The organism is Rubrivivax sp. JA1055, assembly GCF_020966565.1.
In the GTDB taxonomy this organism is placed as follows: Bacteria; Pseudomonadota; Gammaproteobacteria; order Burkholderiales; family Burkholderiaceae_C; genus Rubrivivax; species Rubrivivax benzoatilyticus.
Genome location: NZ_JAJKFP010000006.1, coordinates 331,661 through 345,281, shown reverse-complemented (window position 1 = coordinate 345,281; position 13,621 = coordinate 331,661). Strand labels below are relative to the sequence as shown.

Annotated in this window: 12 protein-coding genes; 10 read left to right on the top strand and 2 right to left on the bottom strand. The window is 73.9% G+C overall.

All coding sequences use genetic code 11. The annotated features are described in order from the left end of the window. Positions 1 to 19 precede the first annotated feature (19 nt). From LOC65_RS10990 to LOC65_RS10970, 5 genes are all read left to right on the top strand, one after another. Positions 20 to 1,276, top strand: coding sequence for an AGE family epimerase/isomerase (locus LOC65_RS10990; RefSeq protein ID WP_230247505.1), 1,257 nt, complete (start codon positions 20 to 22; stop codon positions 1,274 to 1,276). A 131-nt stretch (positions 1,277 to 1,407) separates the two neighbouring features. After that, positions 1,408 to 2,721, top strand: coding sequence for a sugar ABC transporter substrate-binding protein (locus tag LOC65_RS10985; RefSeq protein ID WP_230247504.1), 1,314 nt, complete (start codon positions 1,408 to 1,410; stop codon positions 2,719 to 2,721). Positions 2,722 to 2,726: 5 nt separating this feature from the next. Next, positions 2,727 to 4,991 (top strand): ATP-binding protein, encoded by a 2,265-nt coding sequence (locus LOC65_RS10980; protein ID WP_230247503.1) that lies wholly within the window; start codon positions 2,727 to 2,729, stop codon positions 4,989 to 4,991. Next, complete coding sequence (locus LOC65_RS10975; RefSeq protein WP_009858370.1) at positions 4,988 to 5,428, top strand: response regulator; 441 nt, start codon at positions 4,988 to 4,990, stop codon at positions 5,426 to 5,428. Before LOC65_RS10980 ends, LOC65_RS10975 begins: the two co-directional genes overlap by 4 nt. A 1-nt stretch (position 5,429) precedes the next feature. After that, positions 5,430 to 7,454, top strand: a complete 2,025-nt coding sequence (locus tag LOC65_RS10970) for a response regulator (RefSeq protein WP_009858369.1) — start codon at positions 5,430 to 5,432, stop codon at positions 7,452 to 7,454. Between the two features lie 27 nt (positions 7,455 to 7,481). Here LOC65_RS10970 and LOC65_RS10965 read toward each other — a convergent pair whose 3' ends face one another. Beyond that, positions 7,482 to 7,709 (bottom strand): hypothetical protein, encoded by a 228-nt coding sequence (locus tag LOC65_RS10965; RefSeq protein ID WP_009858368.1) that lies wholly within the window; start codon positions 7,707 to 7,709, stop codon positions 7,482 to 7,484. A 279-nt stretch (positions 7,710 to 7,988) separates the two neighbouring features. On the opposite strand from LOC65_RS10965, the gene LOC65_RS10960 reads away from it, so the two are divergent. Next, positions 7,989 to 8,531, top strand: coding sequence for a helix-turn-helix domain-containing protein (locus tag LOC65_RS10960; protein ID WP_164963821.1), 543 nt, complete (start codon positions 7,989 to 7,991; stop codon positions 8,529 to 8,531). Between the two features lie 43 nt (positions 8,532 to 8,574). Continuing rightward, complete coding sequence (locus LOC65_RS10955) at positions 8,575 to 9,426, top strand: UDP-2,3-diacylglucosamine diphosphatase (protein WP_009858366.1); 852 nt, start codon at positions 8,575 to 8,577, stop codon at positions 9,424 to 9,426. Between the two features lie 6 nt (positions 9,427 to 9,432). On the opposite strand, the gene LOC65_RS10950 is transcribed toward LOC65_RS10955, so the two are convergent. After that, positions 9,433 to 10,596, bottom strand: coding sequence for a glycosyltransferase (locus LOC65_RS10950; RefSeq protein ID WP_230247502.1), 1,164 nt, complete (start codon positions 10,594 to 10,596; stop codon positions 9,433 to 9,435). 94 nt (positions 10,597 to 10,690) lie between these two features. Between LOC65_RS10950 and LOC65_RS10945 the strand changes: the two genes are divergently transcribed. From LOC65_RS10945 to LOC65_RS10935, 3 genes are all read left to right on the top strand, one after another. Continuing rightward, positions 10,691 to 12,601: a pyruvate kinase gene (locus LOC65_RS10945; RefSeq protein ID WP_230247501.1), complete on the top strand. Its 1,911-nt coding sequence runs from the start codon at positions 10,691 to 10,693 to the stop codon at positions 12,599 to 12,601. Positions 12,602 to 12,674: 73 nt separating this feature from the next. Further along, positions 12,675 to 12,884 carry a hypothetical protein gene (locus LOC65_RS10940; protein WP_009858363.1) on the top strand — a complete coding sequence of 70 codons (210 nt, stop codon included), beginning with the start codon at positions 12,675 to 12,677 and terminating at the stop codon, positions 12,882 to 12,884. 150 nt (positions 12,885 to 13,034) lie between these two features. Further along, on the top strand, positions 13,035 to 13,463 hold the full coding sequence (locus LOC65_RS10935) for a PACE efflux transporter (RefSeq protein ID WP_230247500.1): 429 nt from the start codon (positions 13,035 to 13,037) through the stop codon (positions 13,461 to 13,463). The last annotated feature ends 158 nt before the right edge of the window (positions 13,464 to 13,621 follow it).

The window sequence follows — 13,621 nt, the reverse complement described above, 5'->3', positions numbered from 1 at the left end:
CAGCCGTCCGAGTCCACCGATGTCCGACCCCGTTGCCCCCGCGCCCGACGGCCGCGCGACCCCCGACTTCCGCTCGCCGGAGTTCCTGCGCCGCCACATCCGCGACACGCTCGCGTTCTACGCCGGCCGCGCCGCCGATCCCGGCGGCGGCTTCTTCCACTACTTTCTCGACGACGGCACGGTCTACGACCGGCGCACGCGCCACCTGGTCAGCAGCACGCGCTTCGTCGTCGTGCACGCGCAGGCGGCGCGCCACTTCGGCAGCGCCGACGACCTCGCGCTGGCGCGCCACGGCCTGCACTTCCTGCACGACGCCCATCGCCAGCCCGATGGCGGCTACGCCTGGCTGCTGGACTGGCACGCCGGCCGCGCCCGCGTGCTCGACACCACGAACCAAGGCTACGGCCTGGCCTTCGTCGTGCTGGCGCACGCACATGCCGCGATGGCCGGCATCGCCGGCGCCCGCGAGGGCCTGGACGAGGCGCTCGAGCTGATGGAACGCCGCTTCTGGGAGCCCGACTGCGGCCTCTACGCCGACGAGGCCGACGCCGCCTGGCGGCTCGCGCCCTACCGCGGCCAGAACGCCAACATGCACGCCTGCGAGGCGATGCTGGCCGCGCACGAGGCCACCGGCGAGCCGCGCCACCTGGAGCGTGCGCTGTCGCTGGCCCAGGCCGTCACGCAGGGCCTGGCGTCGAAGGCCTCGGGCCTGGTCTGGGAGCACTGGCGCCGCGACGGCGACGGCCCCTGGACGATCGACTGGGACTACAACCGCCACGACCGCAGCAACATCTTCCGCCCCTGGGGCTTCCAGACGGGGCACCTCACCGAGTGGGCCAAGCTGCTGCTGCAGCTGCAGGCGCGGCTGGCGCCGGCGCAGGCCCCGGCGTGGATCGCGCCGACCGCCAGACGCTTCTTCGACACCGCGCTGGCCCACGGCTGGGACGCGCAGCACGGCGGCCTGGCCTACGGCTTCGCGCCCGACCGCAGCGTCTGCGACGCCGACAAGTACCACTGGGTGCAGGCCGAGAGCCTGGCCGCCGCGGCCTGGCTGGCCGTGCGTCTGGACGAACCCGGCGCCTGGGGCTGGTACGACCGGATCTGGGCCTACGTCTGGCGCCATTTCGTCGACCACCGGCACGGCGCGTGGTATCGCATCCTCGGCCCCGACAACCGCAAGCTGACCGACGAGAAGAGTCCCGCCGGCAAGACCGACTACCACGACATGGGCGCGTGCTGGGACGTGCTGCGCGTGCTGGGCGCGCTCGGCCGCTGACGCGGCGCCGCCGCGTCCGGCGGGCGTCGGCGCAACACCGGGCGGCGGCCGGCGCCGCTGCCGTTGCTCCGGCGGCCCGGACAGGCGACCATCCACGCCGCGGGCGGTGGCAAGCGCCCGGAAGGAGAACGATGAGGGCTTCGTTCTTTCGCCTCGCGTGCAGCCTCGCGGTGCTGGCGTCGCCGGCCTGGGCGGCCACCGAGATCGTCGTCGCGACGGTCAACAACGAGCACATGATCGAGATGCAGCGCCTGACGCCGCATTTCGAGCGTGCCAATCCCGATATCCGCGTGCGCTGGGTGACGCTGGAGGAGGCCGGGCTGCGCCAGCGCGTGGCCACCGACGTCGCGCGCGGCGCCACCCGCTACGACGTCGTCACGATCGGGATGTACGAGACCCAGGTCTGGGCCCGCAAGGGCTGGCTGCGGCCGATCGAGCCGCCGCCGGCCTATGACGTCGACGACCTGCTGCCGGCGATCCGCGCCGGGCTCTCGGTCGACGGCCGGCTCTACGCCGCGCCGTTCTACGGCGAGAGCTCGATGCTGTACTACCGGCGCGACCTCGCGGCGCGCGCCGGCATCAGCTTCGGCGAGCGCCCGACCTGGCGCGAGGTGCGCGCCGCGGCCGAGCGGCTGAACGACCCGGCGGCCGGCGTGCACGGCATCTGCCTGCGCGGCAAACCCGGCTGGGGCGACAACATGGCGCTGCTGCTGACGATGGTCAACGGCTTCGGCGGCCAGTGGTTCGACATGGCCTGGCGGCCGCAGCTCGAGACCCGCCCCTGGCGCGAGGCCGTGACGCTCTACGTCGAGCTGCTGCAGCGCTGGGGCCCGCCGGGCTCGGCGGCCAACAGCTACAACGAGCTGCTGACGCTGTTCCGCGCCGGCCGCTGCGCGATCTGGGTCGACGCGACGATCGCCGCCGGTTTCGTCTCCGACCCCGCCGGCAGCAGCGTCGCCGGACGCGTCGGCTTCACCCAGGCGCCTTATGCGGTGACGACCAAGGGCGCGAACTGGCTCTGGGCCTGGTCGCTGGCGGTGCCGACCTCGAGCCGGCACCCGCAGCCGGCGCGCCGCTTCGTCACCTGGGCCACGTCCAAGGAGTACACGGCGCTGGTGGCACGCGAGCGCGGCTGGGCTGCGGTGCCCACCGGGACACGGCGCTCGACCTACGCCAACCCGGCGTTCCAGCGTGTCGCCGGCCACTTCGCGGCCGCCGAGAAGAAGGCCATCGACAGCGTCGACCCTGGCGACAGCACGCTGCCGCGCAGCCCCTACCAGGGCGTGCAGTACGCGGCGATTCCCGAGTTCCAGACCATCGGCGTCGCCGTCGGCCAGCAGATCGCCGCCGCGCTCACCGGCCGCACGACGGTGGAACAGGCGCTGCGCGCCTCCCAGGCCGCTGCCGACCGCGAGATGCGCGCCGGCGGCTACTACGGCAACTGAAGCCGATGCTGCCCCGCTGGCTCGACCCCCGCCGCAGCCTGCGCGCACGTTTTGCGCTGATCCTCGGCGGCAGCGGCCTGGCACTGGCGCTGCTGACGGCGGCGGTGGTCGGCCACGTGCAGCGCGGCCAGCTCGTCGAGCAGCAGGGCCAGTCGATGCGGCGCGAGGCCCTGCTGCTGGCGCGCACGCTCGACGGCGCGCTGCGCCAGCGCCTGGAACAGCTGCAGGCCACCGCCGACCACCCGCTGCTGGCCAGCGGGCTGTTCGAGGCCGGCGACGCCCGGCTGCTGCTCGAAGGCCTGCGTGCGCAGCAGCCGGCGCTGGCCTGGGTGGCCATCGTCTCGACCGACGGGCGTGTGCAGGTGGCCACCAACGCGCTGCTCGAAGGTGCCGACCTGCGCGGCGAACCGTGGTTCGAGCCGGCGACGCAGGCACCCTGGATCGGCGGGCGCCGGCCGGCCGGTGCGCTGGCCGCCAGCCTGGGCCTCGACGACGGCGAACCGCCGCCGCTGATCGACCTCGGCGTGCCGATGACCGACATGACCGGCCGCCCGATCGGCGTGCTCGCGGCGCGCCTGCACTGGGACTGGCTGCGCGACCTGCACCGCTCGCTGCAGCGCGGCATGTCGGCGGAAACCGGCATCGAGAGCATCGTGCTCGACCGCGACCAGCGCGTGCTGCTCGGCCCGGCGGCCTGGCTGGACCGCCCGGCGCCGCTGCCGCCCGACCCCGACAACCCGCCGCACATTGCCGCCTGGCCGGGCGAAGGCGAGTACCTGAGCGACTGGGAACGCAGCCCCGGCGGCCCCGGCAGCTCGGGGCTGACAGTGCTGCTGCGCCAGCCCGCCGCCCTCGCCTTCCGTCCCGCCGACGAGATGTCGCGACGGCTGCTGGTGCTGGGCAGCACCGGCGCGCTGGCGTTCATGCTGCTCAGCGTCTGGCTGGCCTCGCGCGTCGCGCGGCCGATCGGCGATCTGTCGGCCGCGGCGCTGCGCGTCGTGCACGAGCAGCCGCCGCGTTTCGCGGCGATGCCGGCGCGGCGCCAGGACGAGGTCGCCGATCTCGCGCATGCGCTGCGCCGGCTGCACGACGAGCTCTCGCGCCGGCTCGCCGAGCAGCAGCTGGCCACCGCACGCTACGAAACCCTGTTCCGCGACGCGCCGGTGGCGATCTACGTCGCGCTCGAAGACCGGCTGCAGATCGCCAACCAGGCCTGCCTGCGCCTGTTCGGCGCGGCCTCGATCGCCGAGCTGCGCGGACGCAGCACGGCCGAGCTGTTCGCTGCCGACGACGCCGAACTGGCCCGACGGCGCCTGGAGCAGCAGGCCGCGCTGGCCGCCGGCGGCGCCCCGGGCCCGGCGCTCGAGCACCGCATCCGGCGGCTCGACGGCGGCCAGGCCGACGTCGAGTCGACCGTGATGCTGCTGGCGCTGGCCGACGGCCAGGGCGTGCAGGTCGTGCTGCACGACATCACCGAGCAGCGCCAGGCGCAGGCGGCGCTGCGCGAGCTCAACGCCCAGCTCGAGGCACGAGTCGCCGCACGCACCGCCGAGCTGCAGGCCGCCAATGCCGAGCTCGACGCCTTCGCCTACGCCGTCTCGCACGACCTGCGCGCGCCGCTGCGCGCGATGACCGGCTTCTCGCAGGCCCTGATCGAGGACCACGGCGACAAGCTGGAGCCCGAGGCCCGCGGCTATCTCGACCAGGTCGTGCTCGCCGGACAGCGCATGGGTGACCTCGTCGAAGGCCTGCTGACGCTGTCGCGCACGCTGCGCGGCGCGCTGTCGGTGGCGCCGGTGGACCTGTCGGCGCTGGCCGCGCAAGCCGCAGCCGACCTGCGCCGCGCCGAGCCCGCGCGCCAGGTCGAGGTCGAGATCGAGCCCGGCCTGGTCTTCGACGGCGACCGGCGCATGCTCGCCGCGCTGGTCGGCAACCTGGTCGGCAACGCCTGGAAGTACTCGGCCGGACGCGCCGACGCACGCATCCACGTCCATGCGCTCAGCCGTGACGGGGAGCGCTGGTTCTGCGTGGAGGACAATGGCGCCGGCTTCGACATGGCGCATGCCGGAAGGCTGTTCAAGGCCTTCGCGCGGCTGCACCGGCAGGACGAGTTTCCCGGTCTCGGGATCGGCCTGGCGACCGTGCAGCGCATCGTCAACCGCCACGGCGGGCGCATCGAGGCCGAAGGTCACCCGGGCCGGGGGGCCTGCTTCCGTTTCACCCTGCCGCCACGGCCGCACGCCGGCCAGAACGAAGGAGCGACGGCATGAGCGAGCGTGTGATCCTGCTCGTCGAAGACAACCCGCAGGACGAGTTGCTGACGCTGCGCGCGCTGAACCGGGCACGGGTCGCCAACCGCGTCGACGTCGTGCGCGACGGCCAGCAGGCGCTGGACTACCTGTTCCGCGCCGGCGAGTTCGCCACGCGCCCGGGCCCGGACCTGCCGACCGTCGTGCTGCTGGACATCGGCCTGCCCCGGCTGACCGGGCTGGAGGTGCTGGCGCGGCTGCGTGCCGACGAGCGCACACGCTGCCTGCCGGTCGTCGTGCTGACCTCCAGCGACGAGGACACCGACCGCATCGCCAGCTACGAAGGCGGCGCCAACAGCTTCGTGCGCAAGCCGGTGGACTTCGGCGAGTTCGCCGAACGGGTCGCCGGCCTCGGCGTGTACTGGCTGGCGACCAACGAACCGCTGAACCGGGGATGAGATGAGCTCCTGCCCGCCGGCCGGCAAGGCCGACCGCATCCTCGTCATCGAGGATCTCGAGACCGACTACCAGTTGCTGCGGCGCCAGCTGCAGCAGCACGGCCTCGGGGCCGACTGCCGCCGCGCCGCGTCGCCGGAGGCCGTTCGCGCCGCGCTCGCCGAAGGCGGCTGGCAGCTGGTGCTGGCCGACCACTCGCTGCCCGGGCTGGACTTCGACGCCACGCTCGCCGAGGTGCGCCTGCGGCTGCCCGAGGTGCCGGTGATCCTCGTCACCGGGACCATCGGCGAGGAGCTGGCGGTCGACCTGCTGCGCCGCGGCGTCGCCGACTTCGTGCTCAAGGACCGCATGGCGCGGCTGATCCCGGCCATCGAGCGCTGCCTCGAGGACGTGCAGCGGCGGCGCGAGGCCGCGCGTGCGGCGCAGGCGCTGGCCGACAGCGAGGCCTTCAACCGCACCATCGTCGGCTCGCTGGGCGACGGCCTGTTCGTCGCCCAGGACCGGCGTTTCGTCTTCGTCAACCCGGCACTGCCGGCGCTGCTGGGTTACGACCGCCTGGACTTCGAGGGCCGCGGCTTCGACGAGACCCTCGCGCCGGAGTCGCTGCCGCTGTGGGACGAGCGTTACCAGGCACGGCTGGCGCCGCCGACACCCGAGCCCGAGCGCCATGACGACGTTGCGCTGCTGCACCGCGACGGCCATCGTGTCTGGATGGAGCTGCGCGCGGCGCGCTTCGAACACCGGGGCCGGCCGGCGGTGCTGGGCCTGCTGCGCGACATGACCGAGCGCCGGCGCATCGTCGCCGAGCTCGAGCGCCACCGCCACCACCTGGAGGTGCTGGTCGAGGAGCGCACGCGCAAGGCCGAGGCGGCCAACCGCGCCAAGAGCGCCTTCCTGGCCAACATGAGCCACGAGATCCGCACCCCGCTGAACGCCATCACCGGCATGGTCCACCTGCTGCAGCGCGAGGCGTCGCCGCAGCAGCAGCGTTCGCTGTCGGTCATCGCGCGCGCCGTCGACCACCTGCTGTCGCTGGTCAACGACGTGCTGGACCTGTCCAAGATCGAGTCCGGCAAGCTGACGCTCGAGACGGTGGACTTCGCGCTCGACGAGGTGCTCGAGCGTGCACGCGGCCTCGTCGCCGACCTGGCGGCCGAGAAACACCTGACGCTGTCGGTGGACAACCGTGCCGCTGGCGCCCGGCTGCGTGGCGACCCGACGCGGCTGGCCCAGCTGCTGCTGAACCTGCTGGGCAACGCGGTGAAGTTCACCGACCGCGGCGAGATCCGCCTGACCTGCGCCGTCGACGCCAGCGAGGCCGCCGCACCACGGCTGCTGCTCGAGGTGAGCGACACCGGCATCGGCATCGAGGCCGCGCGGCTGGCGCAGCTGTTCGCGCCTTTCCAGCAGGCCGACAGCTCGACGACGCGGCGCTTCGGCGGCACCGGCCTCGGGCTGGCCATCTGCCGCCACCTCGTCGAGCTGATGCACGGGCGCATCGACGTGCGCAGCGTGCCGGGCCAGGGCAGCACCTTCTGCATCGAGGTCAGGCTGCAGCGCGCCCAGGACGAGGCCGAGCGTGCGGCGGCACCCGCGCCGGGCATGGACCTGGAGACCCTGGTCCGCCAGCGCCACGCCGGTGCCCGCGTGCTGGTGGCCGAGGACAACGAGATCAACCAGCTGGTCGCCGAAGAGCTGCTGGAATGCGCCGGGCTGGTCGTCGACCTGGTCGGCGACGGCCGGCAGGCCGTCGAGCGTGCGGCGGCCAACGCCTACGCGGCGATCCTGATGGACGTGCAGATGCCGGTGCTCGACGGGCTGCAGGCCACCCGGGAGATCCGCGCCCGCCCCGGCGGCGAACACGTGCCGGTGATCGCGATGACCGCCAACGCCTTCGGCGAGGACCGCGAGGCCTGTCTGGCCGCCGGCATGAACGACCACCTGCCCAAGCCGGTGGCCGCCGAGCGGCTGTACACGCAGTTGCTGCGCTGGCTGCCGGCCGGGGAGACGGCGCGGCCCCGCCGCTGAGACCCCGCGCGCACGCGGGGCCGGGGCTCAGTGGTCGAGCTCGGCGTAGCCCGAGACGATCAGCCAGGCGTCGTGGCGTTCGACACACAGCTCCACCCGGTCCCCCGGGTGCAGATGCGCGAAGTCGGCGCCGGGCGTGCTCTTGGTGACGGTCCATTCGCGCTGGTCGTCGCCGTCGAGGTAGGCCAGCCCGGTACGGGGCAGGATCTCGCGGACGACGGCCCGGACGATCGACGGGTGCGACGCAGTGGACATGCGGTTCTCCTGACGGGGTGTCACCAGCCAGCCGCCACGGCGGCCGGCCTGCCGATTAGGCGCCCGGGCGCCGGTGGGGATTTGATGCAGCCCAAGCCGGGCCGAACCGCGCCCGGCGCGGCGGCCCGGCGCGGGCTGCTGCATCATCGCGCCGGCGGGGCGACCCGACAGCCGCCGGACACGCCACTGTCGCGTCGCTGTCGCCGTCTGTCGTGGCGCTGACGTCGCGCGCCGCCGCCGGGACGGGCAAGCTGAAGCCGTCGATTGCAGGGACACACGATGCTGGTTCAGAAACTGAGGATCCAACGCGGCTGGTCGCAGCAGCAGCTCGCCGAGCTGAGCGGCCTGAGCGTGCGCACCATCCAGCGCATCGAGCGCGGCCAGCCGGCCAGCGCGGAAACCCTGAAATCGCTGGCGTCGGTCTTCGAGATCGACTTTTCAGTGCTGATGCCGGCCGACGCGCCGGCGCCCGAACCGGAGACCGCGATGGCCGCCGAAACCCTGCCCCCGCCCGCCGCCCCGCCCGCCACCACCGCGTCGGCCGACGCCGCCCGCCTCAGCGCCGAGGAACGCCTGGCGCTGCGCCACGTGCGCCGCCTGCGCGCGTTCTACGGCCAGCTGGCGAGCTACGCCGGGGTGATGCTGATGCTGCTGGCGATCAACCTGCTGACGACGCCGGGTTATCTCTGGGTCGTGTGGCCGGCGCTGGGCTGGGGCATCGGTCTGGTGGTTCAGGCCGCAGGCGTCTGGGGCCCGTCGCGTTTCCTCGGCCCGGAATGGGAGCGCCGTCAGATCGAGAAGCGCCTGGGCCGCCCGCTCTGAGCCGTCACCACGGCGTCACGCCGGCCGGCGACGATGCCGGTCCATGCAGACGGCGCCCCCCTCCCCGCCCGACGCCCGAGACGGCGCCGCGGACGGCGTGCCGCTGCGGGTGCGCACGGCCTGGATCTCCGACATCCACCTCGGCACACCCGGCTGCCAGGCGCAGGCGCTGCTCGCCTTCCTGCGTGACCTGGAGTGCGAGACGCTGTACCTCGTCGGCGACATCGTCGACGGCTGGCAGTTGAAGCGCAGCTGGTACTGGCCGCAGGCCCACAACGACGTCGTGCAGAAGATCCTGCGCAAGGCGCGCAAGGGCACACGCGTGGTCTTCGTGCCCGGCAACCACGACGGTTTCGCGCGCCGTTACGTCGAGCTGAGCTTCGGCGGCGTCGAGGTCGTCGAGGACTGCCTGCACGAGACCGCCGACGGCCGCGTGCTGTGGGTCACGCACGGCGACCTGTTCGACGGCATCGTGCAGCACGCGCGCTGGCTGGCCCACGTCGGCGACGCCGCCTACACGCTGGCGCTGGAACTGAACCGCTGGTTCAACCGCGCCCGCGAGCACTTCGGCCTGCCGTACTGGAGCCTGTCGGGCTACCTGAAGCACAAGGTCAAGCGCGCGGTCAGCTACATCGACGACTTCGAGACCGTGCTCGCGCACGAGGCGCGCCGGCGCGGCGCGCACGGCGTCGTCTGCGGCCACATCCACCACGCCGAGATCCGCACGATCGACGGCGTGCTCTATTGCAACGACGGCGACTGGGTCGAGAGCCTGACGGCGCTGGTCGAACACGCCGACGGCCGGCTGGAGATCGTGCGCGGCGGCAAGCGCCCGCAGCCGACGGCGCTGCCGGCGCCCGCCGAGGCCCTGCCCGAGGCCGAGCCGGTCGCCTGACGCGGCTCAGGCGGGCAGCGCCTCGGCGATGGCGGCGGCGGCCGCCGGCGCGCGGCGCGAGCGCAGCAATTCGTCGAAGACCTGCAGCACCTCGGCGGCACCGCGGTTGTCCACCCAGCGCACACGCGCCTGGTACTGCGGCAGGCGCTGCAGCAGCTCGGCCATCGCGCCGGGCAGCTCGCGCAGCGAGCCCACCGCCAGCCCCAGGCCCAGCTCGCGCAGCCACTGCACGTTGTAGCGTTCCTGCGGCAGCGTCGACGCGTTCTCGAAGGTCAGCACCGGCAGCCCGAGCTGCACCGCCTCGCTGATCGAACCCGGCCCCGGCTTGCCGACGAAGACGTCGGCCAGCTGCAGCACACGCGGCACGTTCTGAGTGAAACCCAGCGCGACATGCGGCGCCGCGCGGCGCATCGCCGCCAGCTCGGCCTGCAGCGCGCTGTTGTGGCCGCACAGCAGCACCAGCTGCACGTCGCCCAGCGCGCGCGCGATCTTCAGCATCTGGCGCGAGCCATGGCCGCCGAACATCACCGCGGCCACCGGGCGATCGGGGTCCAGCCCGAGCGCGGCGCGGTCGGCGCGCCGGTCCAGCGCCTGCGGGTGGTGGAAGGCCGGCCGCAGCACCATGCCCGAGACGTGGTGCAGCCGCGACGCCGGCACGCCGGCGGCACGCGCCTGCTCGGCGGCGCGCGGCGTGCCGCAGATCAGGTGCTGCTGGACCCGCGGCTCGATCCAGAAGCGCGGCGGGTGGTCGGCCAGATCGGTCATCACGGTGACGAACGGCAGGCCGTTGCAGGCCGCCTGCGCCGACTCGGCGAGCACCCGGTTGAAGTTCGGCACCACCGAGACCACCAGGTCGGGCCGGCTGGCCAGCCAGTGGCGGCGCAGCGCGGCGAGCATCGGCCGGTGGGCCAGCCGGATCAGGCCCTGCAGCAGCTTGAGCTCGTGCGCCAGCCCGGCGGTCCAGCCGCGGCGCAGGCGCAGGTTGTAGTAGTCCTCGGGCTCGAAGCCGGTCAGGCGCTGGAAGCTCGCGCCCGGGTCCAGCACGCGCACCAGGTTGACCGGGCGCAGCGTCCACGGCCGGCCCTGTTCCTGGGCCGTCTCCTGCAGCGCCTGCACCGCGGCCCGGTGGCCGCCGCCGGCGTTGAAGTAGACGAGGTCGATCGTCGTCATGGCCGCATGCTGGGGCCGCGGCGTGACGCGGCGGTGACGGTCACGAAAGCGCCACGCGGCGGGCGCAGAGTGGCCACGGGGAGAACACCGACCGATGGACCGTACCACCGACGCCAACGCCACCACCCGCGAAGCCGCCGCCTCCGGCCCCTGGGACCATCCGGCCTGCGAGGCCCTGATCGCCGAGCTGCAGGTGCTGCGCGAGTCGATGCTCGAACACGAGGCCCGGCTGGCGCCGCAGCTGGCCGCCGTCGACCCGGCCTACCGTGCCAGCGCCGCCAACCTCGCGCACTACCTGGCGCTGCGCCGCTACGACCTGCGCCGCGTGCAGCAGCGGCTGGCGGCGATCGGCCTGTCCTCGCTGGGCCGCGCCGAAACCCATGTGCTGGCCAACCTGGACCAGGTGCTGGGCATCCTGCACCGGCTCGTCGGCCACGAAGGGCGCCTGCCCGTCCGGCCCGAGCCCACCGGGCTCAGCGAAGGCGCGCGGCTGCTGGCCCGGCACACCGAGGCGCTGCTGGGCGCCGCACCGGCCGAACGCAGCGCCCGCATCATGGTCACGCTGCCCGGCGAGGCGGCCCACGACGACACGCTGGTGGCTGCGCTGGTGGCCGCCGGCATGGACATCGCGCGCATCAATTGCGCCCACGACGACGCCGCGGCCTGGGTCGCGATGGCCGCGCGCGTGCGCCACCACGCCCGGCGCTGCGGCCGGCCGGTGCGTGTGCTGATGGACCTGGGCGGCCCGAAGCTGCGTACCGGCGCGCTGCGCGCCGGGCCGGCGGTGGTGCACCTGAAACCCGAACGCGACGCGCTGGGCCGTGTCGTCCAGCCGGCGCGCCTGGGCCTGCGCGCTGCCGGTGACGGCGCCGAGCTGCCCGGCGCCGCGCTGACGCTGGCCGTCGAGCGCGACTGGCTGGAAACGCTGGACGTCGGCGACCGCGTCGAGCTCGTCGACACGCGCGGCCGCCCGCGCCGCCTGCGGGTCGCCGAACGGGCCGCAGCCGGCGTGCTGCTGGAATGCCGCCGCAGCCTGTGGCTCGCCGACACGACCGAGATCCGGCGTGCCGGCGACACGCACGGCGCCCGGCTGCAGGCGCTGCCGCGCGAGCCCGGGGCGCTGTGGCTGCAGCGCGGCACGCGGCTCGTGCTGCAGCCCGAGCGCGACGGCCACCCGGCCGACCCCGGCGCCACGCCGCCGGCCATCGGCTGCACGCTGCCGCAGGCGCTGGCCCAGGCGCGCAAGGGCGACCGCGTCTGGTTCGACGACGGCCATCTGGGCGGCGTCGTGCGCCGCAGCGGCACGCGCAAGGTGGAGGTCGAGATCACCCACGCCCGCGACGGCGGCCAGAAGCTCGGTGCCGACAAGGGCATCAACCTGCCCGACACCGAACTCGACCTGCCGGCGCTGACCGCGCAGGACCTCGCCGACCTGCCGACGGTGGCCGCGCACGCCGACCTCGTCGGCCTGTCGTTCACGCAGTCGGCCGCCGACGTGCAGGCGCTGCGCGCCGCGCTCGCCGCACTGCCCGGCCCGGCCCCGGCGCTGATGCTGAAGCTGGAGACGCGGCGCGGCTTCGAGGCCCTGCCCGAGATCCTGCTGGCGGCAATGGCCGGCCCGGCGGCCGGCGTGATGATCGCGCGCGGCGATCTGGCGGTGGAGTGCGGCTTCGAACGCCTGGCCGAGGTGCAGGAGGAGATCCTCTGGGCCTGCGAGGCCGCGCACCTGCCGGTGGTCTGGGCCACGCAGGTGCTCGAGGGCCTGGCCAAGACCGGCCAGCCCAGCCGCGCCGAGATCACCGACGCGGCGATGGCCGGCCGCGCCGAGTGCGTGATGCTCAACAAGGGCCCGCACGTCGTCGACGCGATCCGCACGCTCGACGACATCCTGCGCCGCATGCAGGCCCACCAGGACAAGAAGCGGCCGCTGCTGCGCGCGCTGAAGTCCTGGGGCGCACCGGCGGTGGCGCCGCAGAAGCGGCCGCGGATGGTGCAGGTCAAATGACCGCCGGCGCTCGCGCCGGACAATCGCAGCCCGCGGCGGGCCGGCCCTCATCCCGGCCGACGGCCGAGCATCGATGGGCCCGCTTCAACACAACAGCCACGTCCTGTATCGCGTCGTCGAGGTCGTCCGCGGCGCCGACGGCCGGCTGCAGAAGATCCACGCCGCCTACCACGCCGACCTGGCCTACGTGCGCCGGCACGCGGCCTTCGTCGCCGAACGCACGCAGGCCGCGCGGCTGTACATCGCCGACCACACCGGCCAGGTCGTGCAGCGGCTGATCTGAGGCCGCACCGCCAGGCCGGCGAAGCGGCCTTGCGCTAGAGTCGCGGCCGCATCCGCGCGTCGCGGGTGCGGCAGCAGGACGACCTCGCTGAACCGGTTCGCAGGGGACGGCCCCGACACGCATGGAGTGCGTATGAACTGGTCTGCAACGATGTCGCCCACCACCCGCCGCGTGGTCCAGGCGATCCTGTACGAAATAGGCGCCGTGTCCTTCGTCGGGCCGGCGCTGAGCTGGGGCTTCGACCAGCCGGTGGGCGAGTCGCTGGCGCTGGCGCTGCTGATGTCGGCCATCGCGCTGGGCTGGAACTACGTCTTCAACGGGCTGTTCGAGGCCTGGGAGGCGCGCCAGGCGGTCAAGGGCCGCTCGGCCCGGCGCCGGCTGGCGCACGGCATCGGCTTCGAGGGCGGGCTGGCGATCCTGCTGGTGCCGCTGGCCGCCTGGTGGCTGCAGACGACGCTGCTCGCCGCGCTGCTGGCCGAGCTGGTGCTGCTGGCCTTCTTCTTCGTCTACGCGATCGTGTTCACCTGGGCCTTCGACCGGGTGTTCGGGCTGCCGCGCTCGGCCGGCGGCGCGGCCTGAGGCGCCGCCGCCATGACCACCCGAGCCGGCCCCTCGTCCCTCCCCGTCGACTGACAAGGTGGCGCAGCGCGACGCGTGTCACAGGCAGGCAGAACCTCGCCCCCTATACTGAGGGTTCGTTTTGTGTGAGGTTGTAACAGAAGGCGCACCCCATCCGG

Coding starts and splice junctions, on each gene's coding strand:
- LOC65_RS10990 (WP_230247505.1), top strand. CDS start 20: ATGTCCGACCCCGTTGCCCCCGCGCCCGACGGCCGCGCGACCCCCGAC.
- LOC65_RS10985 (WP_230247504.1), top strand. CDS start 1,408: ATGAGGGCTTCGTTCTTTCGCCTCGCGTGCAGCCTCGCGGTGCTGGCG.
- LOC65_RS10980 (WP_230247503.1), top strand. CDS start 2,727: ATGCTGCCCCGCTGGCTCGACCCCCGCCGCAGCCTGCGCGCACGTTTT.
- LOC65_RS10975 (WP_009858370.1), top strand. CDS start 4,988: ATGAGCGAGCGTGTGATCCTGCTCGTCGAAGACAACCCGCAGGACGAG.
- LOC65_RS10970 (WP_009858369.1), top strand. CDS start 5,430: ATGAGCTCCTGCCCGCCGGCCGGCAAGGCCGACCGCATCCTCGTCATC.
- LOC65_RS10965 (WP_009858368.1), bottom strand. CDS start 7,709: ATGTCCACTGCGTCGCACCCGTCGATCGTCCGGGCCGTCGTCCGCGAG.
- LOC65_RS10960 (WP_164963821.1), top strand. CDS start 7,989: ATGCTGGTTCAGAAACTGAGGATCCAACGCGGCTGGTCGCAGCAGCAG.
- LOC65_RS10955 (WP_009858366.1), top strand. CDS start 8,575: ATGCAGACGGCGCCCCCCTCCCCGCCCGACGCCCGAGACGGCGCCGCG.
- LOC65_RS10950 (WP_230247502.1), bottom strand. CDS start 10,596: ATGACGACGATCGACCTCGTCTACTTCAACGCCGGCGGCGGCCACCGG.
- LOC65_RS10945 (WP_230247501.1), top strand. CDS start 10,691: ATGGACCGTACCACCGACGCCAACGCCACCACCCGCGAAGCCGCCGCC.
- LOC65_RS10940 (WP_009858363.1), top strand. CDS start 12,675: ATGGGCCCGCTTCAACACAACAGCCACGTCCTGTATCGCGTCGTCGAG.
- LOC65_RS10935 (WP_230247500.1), top strand. CDS start 13,035: ATGTCGCCCACCACCCGCCGCGTGGTCCAGGCGATCCTGTACGAAATA.